Below are 16,388 nucleotides of genomic sequence, written 5' to 3' on the forward strand. Positions count from 1 at the left end.
ATTTTCCTGGCACCAACAAGCGATCGCTGAACTCCGCGACCATCCGCGCCGACACCACGAAAGCGATCGGGCGCCACCCCGGCCGGAGCGGCGCCCGTCACCATCCGGTTATCGAGCGGGTCGGCTCAGCCCGGGCTGCCACGCTCGCCGCGCAGCCGCAGCGGCACGAAGCGCTGGCCCTGCGCGGTCTCGATCAACAGCAGGGCGGTCGGGCGGTTCTGCCGGCGGAGTGCCTCCAGCCGCTGCTGCACTTCCTGCGGCGTGCTCACGCGCTCCTGCTGCACCTCGACAATGACGTCGCCGGGGCGCAGTTCGCGTTCGGCCGCCGGGCTGCCCGGCGCCACCTCCATGATGACCACGCCGCGCTGCTCGGGCTTCAGGGAGAAGCGCTCCCGCACCTCGGGCGAGATCGGCGCGACCCGCAGGCCGAGGCCGGAGAGCTCGGTCGGGCGGCTCTGCGGCCCCGGCGTCGCAGCGGCCTGCTGCGGCTCGGAAGGCAGTTCGCCGACCGTGACCTGCAGGGTCTGCTCCCTGCCGTCGCGCCAGACCACCACCGGCACCTCGCGGCCCACCGGCGTGTCGGCCACAATGCGCGGCAGGTTGCGCATCTCCCGCACCTCCTGCCCGTTGAAGCGCAGCACCACATCACCGTTCCTGATGCCGCCCTTGGCGGCGGGCCCGTCTTCCTGCGCGCGCGCCACCAGGGCGCCGCGGCCGCCGCCCGAAAGGCCCAGGCTCTCGGCGATCTCGTCCGTCACCTGCTGGATGTTCACGCCGAGCCAGCCGCGCCGGACCTTCCCGCCCTCCTGCAACTGCGCGACGATGTTGCGGGCGAGGTTGGAGGGGATGGCGAAGCCGATGCCGATCGACCCGCCGGTCGGCGAGTAGATGGCGGTGTTGATGCCGACCACCTTGCCATCCAGGTTGAACAGCGGGCCGCCGGAATTGCCGCGGTTGATGGCAGCATCGGTCTGGATGAAGTCGTCATAGAGGCCCTGGCGGATGTCGCGGCCGCGGGCCGAGACGATGCCCGCGGTGACCGTGCCGCCGAGGCCGAAGGGGTTGCCGATCGCCAGCACCCAGTCGCCGACCTGCGCCGAATCACTTTCGCCGAACTGCACGGCATGCAGCGGCTTGTCGGTCTTGATGCGCAGCACCGCGATGTCGGTGCGCGGGTCGGTGCCCAGCAGTTCCGCCCGGATCGAGGTATTGTCCGCCAGGATGACGTTGATCTCGTCCGCGCCGTCGATGACGTGGTTGTTGGTCACCACGATGCCGCTGGCATCGACGATGAAGCCGGAGCCGAGCGACTGTGCCCGGCGCGGCCGCTGGGGCTGCTGCGGCTGGTCCTGGCCGTTCGGACGGTTCCGGTTGAAGAAGTCGCGGAAGAATTCCTCGAACGGGCTGCCGGGCGGTGCCTGCGGCAGGTCCGGCGCATCCGGCCGGTTGGCGCGCGCCTGGGCATTCTGGGTGGTCGAGATGTTCACCACTGCGGGGAGCAGTTGCCGGGCGAGCGGGGCAAAGGAGGACGGGGCATTCCGCATCGGCTCCGCCTGCGGGGCGTTGAGCGGCGCGCCACCCGCCGGGGGCGGGGCAGGCAGGGCCTGCTGGGCCCCGGCCACCATGGGCAGGGCGGCGAGAAGGGCGGCCAGCGGGCCGGCCAGGACAACGGGGGGAAGGCGCATCGGGGATACCTCGACAGCGAAGGGGGCGTGGCCCCTCTGCAACGCTAGGCGGTTTCTCTGGTGCCGGCCACCGCGCGAGTGGCAGGCGGGGGCGCGGGCCTCGCCGCGCCCCCGGACCCGTCATTGCGGTGCCGGCTGGGCCGCCAGGTTCCGGAAGTAGCGGAAGAAGTCACCCTCCGGGCTGAGCAGCATCCGCGACTCGCCATCCGAGAAAGCCTCCCGCCAGGCCTGCATGGTGCGCCAGAACTGGAAGAACTCCGGGTCCTTCTCGAAAGCCTCGGCGAAGATGCGGATGGCGGTCTGCTCGCCCTCGCCGCGCAGGGCCTCGGCGCGGGATTGCGCCTCGGCCAGCAGCACGGTGCGGTCGCGCTCGGCGCTGGCGCGGATGCGCTGCGCCTGCTCGGCACCCTCGGCGCGCTGCTCGCGCGCCACGCGCTCACGTTCGGACTGCATGCGGGACAGGATGGCCTGGGTGTTCTCCTCCGGCAGGTCGGCGCGGCGGATGCGGACATCCGTCACCTCGATGCCGAAGCTGCGCGCCTCGTTGTTCACCTTGGCGCGGATCTCACCCATGATCCGGGCGCGGTCGGCCGAGAGCACCGAGAGCAGCGGCTCGCTGCCCAGCGTGTTGCGCAGCGTGGAGGAGACGATCGGCGAGAGCCGCAGCCGGATGCCGGCCTCGGTCGCACCCACGGTCTGGTAGAAGCGCAGCGGGTCGGTGATGCGGTAGCGCGTGAAGGTGTCCACCACGATCCGCCGCTGGTCGCCCAGGATCACCTCCTGCCCCGGCGCGTCGAAATCCAGCAGGCGGCGGTCGAAGCCGATCACCGTCTGGATGAAGGGCACCTTCCAGTTCAGCCCCGGCGTCTGCACCACCCGGATCGGCTGGCCGAACTGGGTGATCAGCACCTGCTGCGTCTGGTGCACCGCGAACAGCGAGGAGGCGGCGACGAAGAGCAGGGCGACGGCGACGCCGCCCAGCACGATCAGGCGGTTCATCGCGGCGCCCCCTGCTGCGGACGCGGCGCGGAGAGCAGCGGCCCGGTCGCGGCCGCGGCCGGTGCCGCCGGGCGCTGCGCCGCCCGCTGTCCATCGCCCAGGTTCAGCAGCGGCACGAGGCCCTGCAGCCGGTCATCGACCACGATCTTCGGGTTGCGCCGCAGGATATCCTCCATGGTCTCGATGTAGAGGCGCCGCCGGGTCACGTCGGGCGCGTTGCTGTAGGCCTGCAGCACGCTGTTGAAGCGCTGCGCCTCACCGCGGGCGCGGGCTTCCTGGCTGTCGCGGAAGCCCTGGGCCTCCTGGATCATGCGCTCCGCCTCGCCGCGGGCGCGGGGGATGATGTCGTTGCGGTAGGCCTCGGCCTCGTTCCGCTGCCGCTCACGGTCGGCGGCGGCGCGCTGCACGTCGCGGAAGGCCTCGATGACCGCCGCCGGCGGATCCACCTTCTGGAGCTGCACCTGGGTGATCGCGACGCCCGCCCGGTACTGGTCCATGATCGCCTGGGTGCCGGAGCGCACCTGGTCCTCGATCGAGCCGCGCGCCTCGGTCAGGGCGGGCTGGATCGGCGTGCGGCCGATCACCTCGCGCATCATGCTCTCGGCCGCTGACTTGATCGTCGGCTCGGGGTTGCGGGTGTTGAACAGGTAGTCGCCGGCGTCGCGGATGCGCCAGCGCACCACGAAATCGATGTCGATGATGTTCTCGTCGCCCGTCAGCATGAGCGACTCCTCCAGCACGTCCCGCGCGGCCTGGCCGCGTACCGGCGCGGCATCGCCTGAGCGGAAGCCGATGAACACCAGGTTCTCGGTCGTGACGCGCGGCGTCTCCGCGGATTCGACCGGCCAGGGGATGTGGTAGTTCAGGCCCGGCGCTGCGGTGCGGTTGAAGGCGCCGAAACGGAGCACCACGCCTTCCTCGTCCGGCTGGACGCGGTAGAAGCCGCTCGCGGCCCAGAGCGCGACCACGATCAGGCCAAGGATCGCGAGGCCCTTTCCGCCACCACCCGTCGGGACGATGCGGCGCACCGCCTCCTGCGCCTGGCGGATCAGGTCATCCAGGTCGGGGCCGGGACCGCGGCTGCCGCCTCCGGGAGGGGTCGGCGGCGGCGACCCCCATGGCCCGCCCGGTCGGGGATTTCCCCAGGGGCTGGGTCCGCCGTTGTTCAGCGCCATGGATCGAGCCGGCCTCCACCAAAAAATCGTTTGAACCCGCCGTGTGTTCTCCCCGGGGTGGGGCTGGATGCCACGGCGGTGCCCGGCCATATCACAACACCGACCGGGGCGCAGGGGAACCGCGCCCCGGTCGGCGAATCCCGGGCGCGGGCGATATTGTCGGGTTGAGGGGGCTTTTCAAGCGATGGGCGAGTCTCTGGTCGAGGCGGTGCGGCAGGCACTCCGATCCGTGCGCGATCCGATCAGCGGTCGGGACGTGGTGGAAGCTGACATGGTGCAGGGTCTGGCCGCACGCGACGGCCTCGTACAATTTGCCATCGCCGTGCCGCGCGAGCGGGCGCGGGAGATGGAGCCATTGCGGCAGGCGGCGGAGAAGGCCGCCGCCAGCACTCCCGGTGTTCTGAGCGCGACGGCCGTCCTGACGGCGCATCGCGAGTCCCAGGGGGAGATGAAGGGTCCGAAGCCCGGCGGCACGGGCCGCGCCGGCCCGCCGCCGGCCGGCCATGCGCATCCGCCGAGGGCCCCGGCCGGCCAGCCCCCCCATGCGCCCGCGGGCCAGGGCCAGATGCTGCTGCCGGAGGTGGGCAAGATCATCGCCGTCGCCTCCGGCAAGGGCGGCGTCGGCAAGTCCACCACCGCGGTCAACCTGGCGGTCGCGCTCGCAGCGCAGGGCCTCTCGGTCGGGCTGCTGGATGCCGATATCTACGGCCCCTCCCTGCCGCAGATGCTCGGCGCGCGGGAGAAGCCGCGGACCGAGGGCCAGCGGATCATCCCGCTGCAGCGCTGGGGGCTGAAGGCCATGTCCATCGGCTTCCTGGTCGATGAGGAGACGCCGATGATCTGGCGCGGCCCGATGGTGATGGGCGCGCTGGAGCAGCTGATGGGCCAGGTGGCCTGGGGCAGCCTCGACGTCATGGTGGTGGACATGCCGCCCGGCACCGGCGATGCGCAGCTCACCATGTCCCAGCGCGTGCCGCTGGCCGGCGCCGTCATCGTCTCCACGCCGCAGGATGTCGCGCTGCTCGATGCCCGCCGCGGCGTGAAGATGTTCGAGCGGGTGAACGTCCCCGTGCTCGGCCTCATCGAGAACATGTCCTACTACTGCTGCCCGAATTGCGGGCACCGGGCCGATGTCTTCGGCCATGGCGGCGCGCGGGCGGAGGCGGCGAAGACCGGGGTCGAGTTCCTCGGCGAGCTGCCGCTGAAGCTCGAGATCCGCCAGCTCGCCGATGCCGGCACGCCGATCGTCGCAGCGCGGCCGGAGACGGAGGAAGCCAAGGCCTATCGCCGCATCGCCGCGCGGCTGTGGGAGAAGCTGCAGGGCGCGGGCGCGGCGGCGGGGCCGCGCATCGTGGTGGAATAGGGCAGATCGCGGACGGTCGCGAGCGGGGCCCCTCGCGGGCCTTGCGGAGCAGGGTCAGCGGGGATCTCATCGCGCGGCAGCGGAAATCCACCCTGCAATCAATGACCCACCGAGGAGCACGGCCGCGCGGAAAGGCCGGCAGGCATATACCCGCCCGCCCATCGAAGGCCTGGAGCGCCCGCACGCCGCAGATCGGCGTGGCGGCGCTCCGGCACCCGACCCGCCGTCAATAGGCGCTGGCGAGCTCGCCGAGCTGTGCCTCGACCGGCAGGCAGACCAGCCGCGTGCCGGGCCGGGCGGTGAGCTGCGCCGCCGCTGCCTCGCAGGCCGCGGCGCCCGGATAGGTGCGGAAGCCGACGGTCGGCGTCCGGTCAGGGATCACAGACGGCGTGCCGGGCGTGACAGGGCCGGCCGTGGCGAGGCTCGCCAGGGCGGCGACCACGATGACGAATTCTGTCATGGGGCATCTCGAATCCACGGGTTGCCCGGCGCTGCGGATCCTACTCCCCGGCGCTGGCCCGGGCTGTGCGCCACCACACCTTGTGGATGCGATGTCATGCCTATCGCAGGAGCGTGTCCGTCTCCGCAGCCCGCGGCATCGCCGCCGCGGCACCCGGCCGGGTGCAGGCAAGCGCCGCCGCAGCCGAGGCCCGGCGCATCGCGGCCTCCGGCGGCAGGCCGCGATCGAGCGCGGCGGCCAGCACGCCGCACCAGGCATCGCCCGCGCCGGTGGTGTCCACCGCCCGCACCGGGAAGGCCGGCACGCGGAAGCGGCCCTCGGCCGTCACGGCCTCCGCCCCCGCCTCCCCCAGCGTCACCGCCACGCCGATGCCGAGCGCCCGGTGCAGCGCCGCGGCCTCCGCGCCGCAGCCAAGCCGCGCGGCGAGCCAGGCCGCCTCATGCTCATTGGCGATCAGCAGGTCGAGGGCGCGCAGCGCCTCCGGCGGCAGCTCGCCCGCCGGGGCCAGATTCAGCAGCAGCCGTGCCCCGCGCGCCCGGGCGCGGCGGATGAGCATGGCATTCTCCGCCGGCGGCACCTCCATCTGCAGCAGCAGCACGGCCCCGGGGGAGAGCGCCGCCGCCTCCACCTGCGCCGCCCGCGCCAGCAGGTTGGCCCCGCTGCCGACGGCGATCTGGTTGCGGCCTTGCGGGTCCACGCAGACCGCGGCGCAGGCGGTCGGCGCATCCACGGTGGCGAGGCGGGAGAGATCGACCCCGGCGCCGCGCAACCCGGCGAGCGCGACCTCCGCCATCGCATCGGCCCCGACCGCGCCGGCGAAGGCGGTCGCCGCGCCGTCCAGCGCCGCGGCGACCGCCTGGTTGGCCCCCTTCCCGCCCGGCAGCGCGGCATAGCCGGGCCCGAGCACGGTCACACCCGGCGCGGGCAGCGCCGGCAGGGCGAAGACGAGGTCGGCGACGACGGAGCCGAAGACGAGGACGGACATGGTGGCCCGGCGGCTCAGGCCGCGCGCCGCCGCCGGTCGCGGAGCAGGCCGGCGGTGGCGGCGCAGGCAAGGGGCGGGACGGCCGGCGGAACCCAGGCGAAGGGCTCCCGCGAGGGGGCCGGGCGGTGCGGGGTCGTCGTCATGCCGCGAGCCTAGAGCAGATCGTGGATGGGCGTGAATGACCGGACGCATGACTCCGCCCGGACAGCAAAAGAGCCACAAGGGGTGGCGGAGGGGCGAGACTCCGCTCTGCAGGCCATGGCAGAGAATCGCCGGCCGGCCGGAAGCGACCAGGCCTGGCCCCGTGCCGCCGGTATCGCCGCCGGCGGTGTCGAGCCGATCGGGCTGCCGCCGTCAGCCTGCCGTCCAACGCCCCATCAGGAAGCCGAGCAGGAAGATGGCGCCGAGCAGCGCCGCCACCTCCCCGAGGATCGCATGCGCCAGCGGCAGCCCGATCAGGCCCACGATCACCAGGATCGCCACCCAGCGCCAGCGGCGCCAACCGGAGAGCGGCGAGGCCGTGGCACGGATGGGGGCCGGGCGCGAGGTGGCGCGGGATGCGGGCCGGGGCTTCGGCGCATGGCGCGTGCGGGTGCTGCCGCTCATTCCGGCAGCATCCCGCCGGCGGCGGCGCGGGCATAGAGCGCGCCGATCAGCGCGGCGAAGGCGGGGTCCGCCGCCATGGCGGGCTGCATCCGCGGCGCGGTGTCGGCCCGCGTCACGCCATGCTCCTTCCAGGCCAGGCCCTCGCTGAGGACATTCTGCAGGAAGCCCTGCAGGCGGTCGCAGCCCATGGCGAAGCGCGCCTCGGCGGTCTCGCCGGCCTCGAATTCCTCCCACAAGGCCCGCAGCCTGGCGCCGAGATCGGGCGGCAGGGCGCCGAAGACCAGCTCGGCGGCCGCGGCCTCGCGCGCCGCCTGGGTCAGGCGCGCGGCGGGGTCGTAGGCGTAGGTATCGCCGGCCTCGATCTCGACCAGGTCGTGCACCGCGATCATGGAAAGGACGCGGCCGAGATCGATCTCCGCCGCCACCTCCCGGTGCAGCAGCAGGGCGACCAAAGCGAGGTTCCAGCAATGCTCGGCGCTGTTCTCGCGCCGCGTGGTGCCGTCTGGCAGCGGCACGCGGCCGCGGCGCTCCACCGTCTTCAGCCGGTCGGCCAGGGCGAGGAAGTCGAGCATCGCCTCGATGCGGGCCGGGTCCATCCGCCCCTCTCCTAGGGCCGGCCCGGCCGGGCCGCGCCGCGGCCGATGGCGATGCCGGCCGCCAGCGCCAGGAGGATGCCCGGCAGGGGCCAGCCAAGGACGAAGGTGAGGATGCTCCAGACCAGGCCGGCGACGGCCAGGGTCACCCAGAGCGCCAGGGCCACGCCCATGAGGACCAGGACCAGCGGCAGGCCGAAGACCAGCAGCAGTCCGAGCAGGATCCAGCCCATGGGGTCAGGCCGCCGGCTCGCGGCCCAGCACCTCCATCAGCTCGCGCCACTCCCGCTTCGAGAGGCCGCTGCCCGCCTGCTCCACCGGCTCGCCGGCCAGCATGCGCTTCACGATCGAAAGCATCCCGGCGGAGAGCGTCACCGCGCCCATCCGGTAGTCCCGGAAAGCCTCGAAACAGGCGGGGACCCAGGCCTCGACCGTCCGCAGCATCGCCTCGGCATAGACCCGGATCTCATATTGCGCATGGCTGTCGGCGCGCAGCGAGAGGAAGTGGAAGAGGTTGTGGAGGTCGGTCTTCCAGTACCACTGCGTATAGGTGTTGAGCGTCAGGTTCATGCGCGCCAGCTCGCGCGCCAGGCCCTGGCGGGATTGGTCGAGCGTGTTGCCCGCTTCGTCCTCGTTCAGCATCCAGGCGTAGTGGTCATAGGTCTGCATGGCGTCCTGCCGCAGCAGGTCGAGGACGCGCGCCGCCTCCGCCCCCTGCAGCACCGCGCCGCGGCCCTGGCGGTTGCTGCTGGACTGGGCGGCCAGCTGGTCCGGCGCGGGGATGTAGAATTCGCGGTCGAGGATGGAGTAGCGCGCCGAATACTCGTTCACGTTCGAGGTGCGATGGCGGATCCACTGCCGCGCCACGAAGATCGGCAGCTTCACATGGTACTTGATCTCGCACATCTCGAAGGGCGTCGAGTGGCGGTGGCGCATGAGGTAGCGGATCAGGCCGCGGTCCTCATTCGCCGCGCGGGTGCCGCGGCCATAGGAGACGCGGGCGGCCTGCACCACCGCGGCATCGTCGCCCATATAGTCGATCACGCGCAGGAAGCCGTGGTCCAGCACCGGGATGGCCTGGAACAGCAGCGCTTCCAGCCCCGGCGCCACGGGGCGGCGGGTGCGGCCCTCCGCGGCGCGGGCGGCCTCGATCTCCTGCTGTTGTGCGTCGGTCAGCGCCATCCTTCGGACCCCTAGAGCAGCTGCCTGCGGGTGGACACGCCCGGAGACGTGGATCTGCTCGACAATCAATAGGATGGAGCGGCTTTCCGCTGCGCAGCCAGCGTGAAACCGCTCCAGGGACTCGCAGGGCCGGAGGTATGGGCCGCCGCGGGCGGCCTTCTAGACCGGGCGGCGGTCGGGGTCGATGCAATTCCCGGCCCCTGGTGCCGCCGGGGAACCGGGCGCAGGATGCCCGCCTGTTCCCTTCCCTGTCGCTGCCCAGGAGTTTCGATGTCACCCCTTGATGCCATCCGCCGGCACCAGGCCGAACTGACCGCCATCCGCCAGGACCTGCATGCCCATCCGGAACTGGGCATGGCCGAGCACCGGACCGCGGAGGTAGTGGCGCAGCGACTCGAGGCCTGGGGGATCGAGGTCCATCGGGGCGTCGGCGGGACCGGGGTGGTCGGCGTGCTCCGCGCCGGCCGCGGCAACCGCGCCATCGGGCTGCGGGCCGACATGGACGCCCTGCCGATGGAGGAGCTGACCGACCTCCCCTTCCGCAGCACGGCCAGGGGCGTGATGCATGCCTGCGGCCATGACGGCCACACCACCATGCTGCTCGGCGCCGCGAAATACCTGGCGGAGACCCGGAATTTCGACGGCATCGTCCATTTCATCTTCCAGCCGGGCGAGGAAGGCCGCGGCGGCGCGCTGGCGATGCTGGAGGACGGGCTGTTCGAGCGCTTCCCCTGCGATGCGATCTACGCCATGCACAACCGGCCGGGCATGCCGGTTGGCGAATACGCCATCCGCCCGGGGCCGACCGCGGCAGGCGGCGCCTTCTTCGACATCACCGTGACCGGCAAGGGCAGCCATGGCGCACGGCCGGAGGCGAGCATCGACCCGGTGCTGACCGCCTGCCACATCGCGACCGCCCTGCAGAGCATCGTCTCCCGCAACCTCAGCCCGCGCGACCAGGCGGTGGTCAGCGTGACGAAGGTGCAGGGCGGGGAGGCCTACAACGTCATCCCGGAAACCGCGACCCTCTCCGGCACCGCCCGCTTCTTCAGCCGGGAGGTGGCGGCGCAGATCGAGCAGGGCCTGGCCCGCATGGCGGAGGGCGTGGCGGCCGGCTTCGGCGCGACCGCGGCTCTCGACTGGCGGCTGATCTTCGCCCCGACGGTGAACGATCCGGAGCAGACCGAGGCGCTGGCCGCCGCTGCGGCGGAACTGGTGGGCGAGGCCAGGGTGGCACGGGACAAGCCCGCCGGCATGGGCTCGGAGGATTTCTCCTTCATGATGGAGAAGGTGCCGGGAGCCTATATCCAGCTCGGCAACGGGGACAGCGCCTCGCTGCACAATCCGCGCTATGCCTTCAACGACGCGGCGATTCCCTATGGCGCGGGGCTGTTCGCCCGGGTGGTGGAGCGGGGCCTGCCGCGGGGCGAGGCGGCATAATCCGATACCCCCCCTCGAAATCGGCGCGGGGATGCGCTATATGAGGCTCGTCACTTCGGTGACTATGGTGATAAACGCGGCTCGAGATAAGCGTTGCGGACCCGGGGGCAGTGCCCGGCGCCTCCACCATCACCCTTCGGGGTGGCAGGGGGGCGAAACAGGCTCGACGCGCGTGGTAATGGGGCCGTTTTTGCCCGGCATGGTTCCGCCGTTATCGGGCCGATTCTAAGTGCGAACGACAACGACGCACTCGCTGTTGCTGCGTAAGCAGTGATAAGCGCGGTTCGGGGGGCACCGGGCAACAGAAGCCCCCCACTTCACGGCGCCGTTATCGAATTTGACCGACGTTAACGAATCCTCCCACTTCCGTGAGTTCATCCTCTCCCCTATTTAAGGGGGATAGGGTTGGATCATGAACGAGACCATTGCACCCGCCGAGAGTCTGCTGCCCTACTCAGCCTGGGCCGAGGAGGCGCTGCGCGCCGTGGTGGTCGAGGCCATCGACCATGCCTCGAAGAACGGCTTGCCGGGGGATCACCATTTCTACCTGACATTCCGGACGGGCTTTCCCGGCGTCTCGATCCCGGGGCATCTCAAGGCGCGCTACCCGCAGGAGATGACGATCGTCCTGCAGCATAAATTCTGGGATCTGAAGGCGGATCGGGGGGCGGGCAGCTTCTCGGTCGGGCTGTCCTTCGGGGGCGTGCCGGCGACCCTGGTGGTCCCGTTCAAGGCGCTGACCGCCTTCGCCGACCCGCAGGCGCGCTTCGGGCTTCGCTTCCCGGCGCCCGAGCCCGCCGAGGTGGCGCCTTTGCCCCAGGCCGAGGAGCCGGCCACGGAACCGGCCGACCCGAAGCCGCAGGTGGTCAGCCTGGACGCTTTCCGCCGCAAGCGGGATTAGGGGACAGCTGGACTGGGACCGGCGACCGGAGGGACCACCCTGGCCAGGCTTATCCCGGCCATCCCGGTTGTCGGCGCCGCTGGCATTGTCGCCACGCCACGATGTACGGACCACGCCCCGCCGGGACTCCATGCCCGCGCAGAACGGGGCAGAGACCTGTCGTGCCGTCGTTCCGCCCTCCCCCCGTTCTGCCCCGGCGGTTGGCTTCACGCGCGTGCTGGAGTAATCCGGCGGGGATTTGACGGCGCCGCCCGACCGCCCCTGCACCCGGCACGGGCCCGCGGCGCCAGCGCGCGGAGACCGCCCGTGACCCCACCCCTCGACGTCGATGCCGGCCCGGTGACGCAGCCCAGCCGCCCCGCCGGCTTCCTCTACAGCCCGATGTTCCCGCTGGCGGAGGACACCACCCCCTACCGCAAGCTGCCCATCGAGGGCGTCTCGACCATCCAGGTCGAGGGCAAGACGGTCCTGAAGGTCAGGCGCGAGGCGCTGGAGCAGCTCGCCTTCCAGGCCTGCAAGGACGTCTCCCACCTGCTGCGCCCCGGCCATCTGCAGAGCCTCGCCAACATCCTGAAGGACCCGGAGGCGAGCGCGAATGACCGCTTCGTAGCGCTCGACCTGCTGAAGAACGCGGCGATTGCCGCCGGCGGCACCCTGCCGATGTGCCAGGACACCGGCACCGCCATCGTCTTCGGCAAGAAGGGCCAGCGCGTCTGGGTCGAGGGCGACGAGGAGGAGGCGATCTCCTTCGGCGTGGCCAAGACCTATACCGAGACCAACCTGCGCTACTCGCAGATGGCGCCGCTCTCCATGTTCGAGGAGGTGAACACCGGCAACAACCTGCCGGTGGACTTCTCCATCATGGCCGCGCCGGGCGAGCACCATGCGGACGAGTTCCACCTGATGTTCGTCCTGAAGGGCGGCGGCTCGGCCAACAAGACCTTCCTCTACCAGCAGACCCGGGCGGTGCTGAACAAGCCGAAGCTGCTGGCCTTCATCGAGGAGAAGATCAAGACGCTGGGGACCAGCGCCTGCCCGCCCTACCACCTGGCGATTGTCATCGGCGGCACCACGGCCGAGACGGCGCTGAAGGCGGTGAAGCTGGCGAGCACGCGTTACCTGGATGGGCTGCCGACCAAGGGCGACAAGTCCGGCCACGCCATCCGCGACACTGAGCTGGAGGCGGAGGTCCACAGGCTGACCCAGAACCTCGGCATCGGCGCGCAGTTCGGCGGCAAGTATTTCTGCCACGACGTGCGGGTGGTGCGGCTGCCGCGGCATGGCGCCTCGCTGCCCATCGCCATCGGAGTCTCCTGCTCGGCCGACCGGCAGATCAAGGCGAAGATCACGCCCGAGGGCGTGTTCCTGGAGGAGCTGGAGCACGATCCGGCGAAGTACCTGCCGGAGCAGACCGACGAGATCCTGGGCGGCGAGGTCGTGCAGATCGACCTGAACCAGCCCATGGACCAGATCCGCGCGACGCTGTCCAAGCACCCCGTGAAGACCCGCGTCTCGCTGACAGGCACCATGGTGGTGGCGCGCGACATCGCCCATGCCAAGCTGCAGGAGCGGCTGGACCGCGGCGAGGGCCTGCCGGACTACATCAAGAACCACCCGGTCTACTATGCCGGCCCGGCCAAGACCCCGCAGGGCATGCCGACCGGCAGCTTCGGCCCGACCACGGCCGGCCGCATGGACAGCTATGTCGAGGCTTTCCAGAAGGCGGGCGGCAGCTTCGTCATGGTGGCGAAGGGCAACCGCAGCAAGGCGGTGCTGAATGCCTGCAAGACCTATGGCGGCTTCTATCTCGGGTCCATCGGCGGCCCGGCGGCCCGGCTGGCGCAGGACTGCATCAAGAAGGTCGAGGTGCTGGAATACCCCGAACTCGGCATGGAGGCGGTCTGGAGGATCGAGGTCGTGGACTTCCCCGCCTTCATCGTCATGGACGACAAGGGGAACGACTTCTACGAGGGGCTGGAGTGACGGTCTGGCGCCATCCTGTTGCTGATCCGATGGTCTGAGTATCTTCCCGGCGGGCCGTGGCGGGGCGGGCATGACGGCTGCACGCCGCCTGCGGCTTTATGGCAGGATGCAGGATGTCCCCGGCCACCGGCCGGGATGGCAGGGTGGGACGCGGCTGGCCCGGCATGCCGGCCATGGGAGGAGTCTGAGATGGCGGGATTCCGCATTCGCCTCTGGTTCGATCCGGATGGCCTGAACCGGGGCGAGCCGGCGTATGACGACGGCGTGGTGGTGCTGCCGGTGATCCCGGTGCCGGGGATGGAGATCCGCGACTCCTCCGGCCAGATTGCCGTGGTGCAGCGCGTGGTCCTCCTCACCAATCCGGGCCCGGACGGCGCCGTCGCCGCCGTGGTCTGCTCGACCCAGTGAGGCAGCGCGCATGACCGGGCGCCGCCTCATCTCCTCCGGCAGCCGCTTCGAGGAGGAGATCGGCTACAGCCGCGCCGTGGTCGATGGCGACCATGTCTGGGTTTCCGGCACCACCGGCTACGACTACGCCCGGATGACCATCGCGGAGGATGTGGTTGCCCAGGCCGACCAGGCCTTCCGCAACATCGCCGCTGCCCTGGCGGAGGCCGGGGCCGGCCTGGACGATGTCGTGCGCGCGCTCTTCATCGTGCCGCGGCGGGAGGATTGGGAGCCCTGCTGGCCGGTGGTGAAGCGCCATCTCGGCCGCGCGAAGCCCGCCTCCACCCTGATCCATGCCGGCCTGCAGACCGATGCGATGCGCATCGAGATCGAGGTCACCGCCCGCCTGCCCAAGGGACCCGCCGCCCGGTGAGCGGAGCGGCTTCGCTGCACAGGTCAGACTCGGTCGGCCGCGACCGAAGGGAGCAACTTTGATATGCGTTTTGCCGTCGACCGCCTGGACCACCTCGTCATCAACTGCCGCGACATCGAAATGATGGCGAGCTGGTACCAGCGCGTCCTCGGCATGGAGCGCGAGGATTTCGGCAGCCCGCCCCGCGTCGCGCTGAAATTCGGCGGCCAGAAGATCAACCTGCGGCCGCATGACGCGAGCCAGGCCGACTGGCTGGCGGCAGAGACCTGCCTGCCCGGCACCCAGGACCTCTGCTTCATCGTCGCGGTCAAGGTCGATGACATCATCGGCCAGTTCCATGGCTGCGGCGTGCGGATCGAGCTGGGGCCGGTGACCCGCCAGGGCGCGCTCGGCCCCATGGGCTCGGTCTATTGCCGGGACCCCGAGGGGAACCTTGTGGAGGTTTCCTCCTACTCCCCCTAGCCGTCTGATCTCGGATGGGCGCCGCCGGCGCCCGGAGCCGTGAATCGGCCGGCCAGACATGCTCTGCCCATATCGGGCGGGGCAGCAGGAGAGAGCCATGGCCGAGACCCGCACCGAAACCGATTCGCTCGGCACCATCGACATCCCGGCCGAGCGCTACTGGGGCCCGCAGACCGAACGGGCCCGGCGGCTGTTCCGCATCGGCGCGGAGCGCTTCCCGCCCGGGCTGGTCCGCGCCGTCGGCCTGCACAAATGGGCCTGTGTCGACGCCAATGGCCGCCTCGGCGAACTGCCGGCCGAGCTGGTGGAGCCGATCCGGCAGGCGGCGCAGGAGATCGCAGATGGCGAGCGGGACGCGGAATTCCCCCTGCCCGTCTGGCAGACCGGCAGCGGCACCCAGACCAACATGAATGCGAACGAGGTCATCTCGAACCGCGCCAACGAGATCCTCGGCCAGCCGCTCGGCACCCGCAAGCCGGTGCACCCGAACGACCACGTCAATCGCGGCCAGTCCTCGAACGACAATTTCCCCACGATGATGCACATCGCCGCGGCGGAGGCGGTCTCGGGCCGGCTGATCCCTGCGCTCGGGCGGCTGCATGCGGCGCTCTGGCAGCGCTCCCAGGAATGGGCGGAGATCATCAAGATCGGCCGGACCCATATGATGGACGCCGTGCCGGTCACGCTGGGCCAGGAATTCGCCGCCTGGGCGCAGCAGGTGGAGCTGGGGCAGGAGCGGCTGCGTGCGGTGATGCCGCGGCTGCTGATGTTGCCGCAGGGCGGCACCGCGGTCGGCACCGGGCTGAACCGGCATCCGGATTTCGACCGGGTCTTCTGCGAGATCGTGGCGGACCGCACCGGCCTCGCCTTCGCCCCCAATCCGAACAAATTCGAGGGCATGGGAGCGCATGACGCCTTCGTCGAGCTGCAGGGGGCGATGAACGTCATCGCTGTCTCCCTCAACAAGCTCGGCAACGATATCCGCCTGCTCGGCAGCGGCCCGCGCTCGGGCCTCGCGGAGCTCATCGTGCCGGCGGACGGCCTCTCCTCCTCCATCATGCCCGGCAAGACCAACCCGACGCAGGCGGAGGCGCTGACCATGGTCTGCGCCCAGGTGATGGGGAATACCACCACGGTGACGGTCGCCGGGGCGCAGGGCCACCTGGAGCTCAATGTCTTCAAGCCGGTGATCATCCAGGCCGTGCTGCAATCCGCGACGCTGCTGGCCGATGCCGCCGAGAGCTTCGCCGAGCACATGGTGCTGAAGCTGGAGCCGAACCGGGAGCGCATCGCCGAGAACCTGGCGAAGTCGCTGATGCTGGTCACGGCGCTCAACCCGCATATCGGCTACGACAAGGCGGTGAAAATCGGCAAGAAGGCGCTGGCGGAGAATCTCACGCTGCGCGAGGCGGCGGAGCAGCTCGGCTTCGTCAAGCCGGAGGATTTCGACCGCTGGGTGCGGCCGGAGACGATGATCGCGCCCGGCGCGTCGCTCGGCGACTAATGGAGGCGGCCCGTCATCTCCGGAAGCGCAGCTTCCAGCTGGCGGGCCACCGCACCTCGGTCGCGCTGGAGCCGGAATTCTGGGCGGTGCTGGAGGGGGCTGCGCGCCACCGCGGCCTCAGCCTGGCGGCGCTGGTGACCGAGGTGGACACGGCGCGCGCCGATCCCTCGCAGCCGCTCGCCAGCGCGCTCCGGCTGCATGCGCTGGCGGAGGCGGCGCGGCGGTAGGCG

19 protein-coding genes and 1 other RNA gene are annotated in these 16,388 nt (G+C 71.0%); 10 read left to right on the plus strand and 10 right to left on the minus strand.

The genetic code is table 11. From position 1 onward, the window contains the following. Positions 1-125: 125 nt before the first annotated feature. The 3 genes from LHA35_RS02050 to hflK form a co-directional block, all read right to left on the minus strand. Complete coding sequence (locus tag LHA35_RS02050; protein ID WP_226603832.1) at positions 126-1,685, minus strand: DegQ family serine endoprotease; 1,560 nt, start codon at positions 1,683-1,685, stop codon at positions 126-128. 120 nt (positions 1,686-1,805) lie between these two features. Then, positions 1,806-2,684, minus strand: coding sequence for a protease modulator HflC (hflC, locus tag LHA35_RS02055; protein ID WP_226603833.1), 879 nt, complete (start codon positions 2,682-2,684; stop codon positions 1,806-1,808). Further along, positions 2,681-3,712, minus strand: coding sequence for an FtsH protease activity modulator HflK (gene hflK / locus LHA35_RS02060; protein ID WP_338050836.1), 1,032 nt, complete (start codon positions 3,710-3,712; stop codon positions 2,681-2,683). Before hflK ends, hflC begins: the two co-directional genes overlap by 4 nt. Before the next feature lie 331 nt (positions 3,713-4,043). On the opposite strand from hflK, the gene LHA35_RS02065 reads away from it, so the two are divergent. After that, positions 4,044-5,222: an Mrp/NBP35 family ATP-binding protein gene (locus LHA35_RS02065; RefSeq protein ID WP_226603836.1), complete on the plus strand. Its 1,179-nt coding sequence runs from the start codon at positions 4,044-4,046 to the stop codon at positions 5,220-5,222. Positions 5,223-5,448: 226 nt separating this feature from the next. On the opposite strand, the gene LHA35_RS02070 is transcribed toward LHA35_RS02065, so the two are convergent. The 7 genes from LHA35_RS02070 to thyX form a co-directional block, all read right to left on the minus strand. Then, a complete protein-coding gene (locus LHA35_RS02070; RefSeq protein ID WP_226603838.1) occupies positions 5,449-5,682 on the minus strand; it encodes a hypothetical protein in 234 nt (77 codons plus the stop codon). Between the two features lie 100 nt (positions 5,683-5,782). Beyond that, positions 5,783-6,667 carry a PfkB family carbohydrate kinase gene (locus tag LHA35_RS02075; protein WP_226603841.1) on the minus strand — a complete coding sequence of 295 codons (885 nt, stop codon included), beginning with the start codon at positions 6,665-6,667 and terminating at the stop codon, positions 5,783-5,785. Between the two features lie 14 nt (positions 6,668-6,681). Beyond that, positions 6,682-6,810, minus strand: coding sequence for a hypothetical protein (locus LHA35_RS28570; protein WP_264185203.1), 129 nt, complete (start codon positions 6,808-6,810; stop codon positions 6,682-6,684). Positions 6,811-7,021: 211 nt separating this feature from the next. Next, positions 7,022-7,273: a hypothetical protein gene (locus LHA35_RS02080; RefSeq protein WP_226603845.1), complete on the minus strand. Its 252-nt coding sequence runs from the start codon at positions 7,271-7,273 to the stop codon at positions 7,022-7,024. After that, complete coding sequence (locus LHA35_RS02085) at positions 7,270-7,869, minus strand: HD domain-containing protein (protein ID WP_226603847.1); 600 nt, start codon at positions 7,867-7,869, stop codon at positions 7,270-7,272. The genes LHA35_RS02080 and LHA35_RS02085 overlap by 4 nt, the downstream gene beginning before the upstream one ends. Positions 7,870-7,880: 11 nt before the next feature. Next, positions 7,881-8,099 carry a hypothetical protein gene (locus tag LHA35_RS02090; RefSeq protein ID WP_226603851.1) on the minus strand — a complete coding sequence of 73 codons (219 nt, stop codon included), beginning with the start codon at positions 8,097-8,099 and terminating at the stop codon, positions 7,881-7,883. A gap of 4 nt (positions 8,100-8,103) precedes the next feature. Further along, positions 8,104-9,048, minus strand: coding sequence for an FAD-dependent thymidylate synthase (gene thyX, locus LHA35_RS02095; RefSeq protein WP_226603854.1), 945 nt, complete (start codon positions 9,046-9,048; stop codon positions 8,104-8,106). Between the two features lie 270 nt (positions 9,049-9,318). On the opposite strand from thyX, the gene LHA35_RS02100 reads away from it, so the two are divergent. The 9 genes from LHA35_RS02100 to LHA35_RS02140 all read left to right on the plus strand — a co-directional run bounded on the left by LHA35_RS02100 (position 9,319) and on the right by LHA35_RS02140 (position 16,385). Next, entirely contained in the window at positions 9,319-10,488 is a 1,170-nt protein-coding gene (locus LHA35_RS02100; RefSeq protein ID WP_226603857.1) for a M20 aminoacylase family protein, read from the plus strand. A 10-nt stretch (positions 10,489-10,498) separates the two neighbouring features. Beyond that, positions 10,499-10,805: a transfer-messenger RNA gene (ssrA, locus tag LHA35_RS02105) on the plus strand. 95 nt (positions 10,806-10,900) lie between these two features. Then, positions 10,901-11,389, plus strand: a complete 489-nt coding sequence (locus LHA35_RS02110; protein WP_226603860.1) for an SspB family protein — start codon at positions 10,901-10,903, stop codon at positions 11,387-11,389. 381 nt (positions 11,390-11,770) lie between these two features. Further along, entirely contained in the window at positions 11,771-13,372 is a 1,602-nt protein-coding gene (locus LHA35_RS02115) for a fumarate hydratase (protein ID WP_226604045.1), read from the plus strand. Between the two features lie 189 nt (positions 13,373-13,561). After that, positions 13,562-13,780 (plus strand): hypothetical protein, encoded by a 219-nt coding sequence (locus LHA35_RS02120; RefSeq protein ID WP_226603863.1) that lies wholly within the window; start codon positions 13,562-13,564, stop codon positions 13,778-13,780. Between the two features lie 10 nt (positions 13,781-13,790). Then, the gene (locus tag LHA35_RS02125) at positions 13,791-14,192 is read left to right on the plus strand and encodes a RidA family protein (protein ID WP_226603867.1); all 402 of its coding nucleotides are present in this window, start codon (positions 13,791-13,793) and stop codon (positions 14,190-14,192) included. Between the two features lie 63 nt (positions 14,193-14,255). Beyond that, positions 14,256-14,654: a VOC family protein gene (locus tag LHA35_RS02130; protein ID WP_226603870.1), complete on the plus strand. Its 399-nt coding sequence runs from the start codon at positions 14,256-14,258 to the stop codon at positions 14,652-14,654. 97 nt (positions 14,655-14,751) lie between these two features. Next, on the plus strand, positions 14,752-16,158 hold the full coding sequence (locus tag LHA35_RS02135) for a class II fumarate hydratase (protein WP_226603874.1): 1,407 nt from the start codon (positions 14,752-14,754) through the stop codon (positions 16,156-16,158). Then, positions 16,158-16,385: a ribbon-helix-helix domain-containing protein gene (locus LHA35_RS02140; protein WP_226603876.1), complete on the plus strand. Its 228-nt coding sequence runs from the start codon at positions 16,158-16,160 to the stop codon at positions 16,383-16,385. The genes LHA35_RS02135 and LHA35_RS02140 overlap by 1 nt, the downstream gene beginning before the upstream one ends. The last annotated feature ends 3 nt before the right edge of the window (positions 16,386-16,388 follow it).

This window comes from Roseicella aerolata (genome assembly GCF_020523605.1).
GTDB lineage: Bacteria > Pseudomonadota > Alphaproteobacteria > Acetobacterales > Acetobacteraceae > Paracraurococcus > Paracraurococcus aerolatus.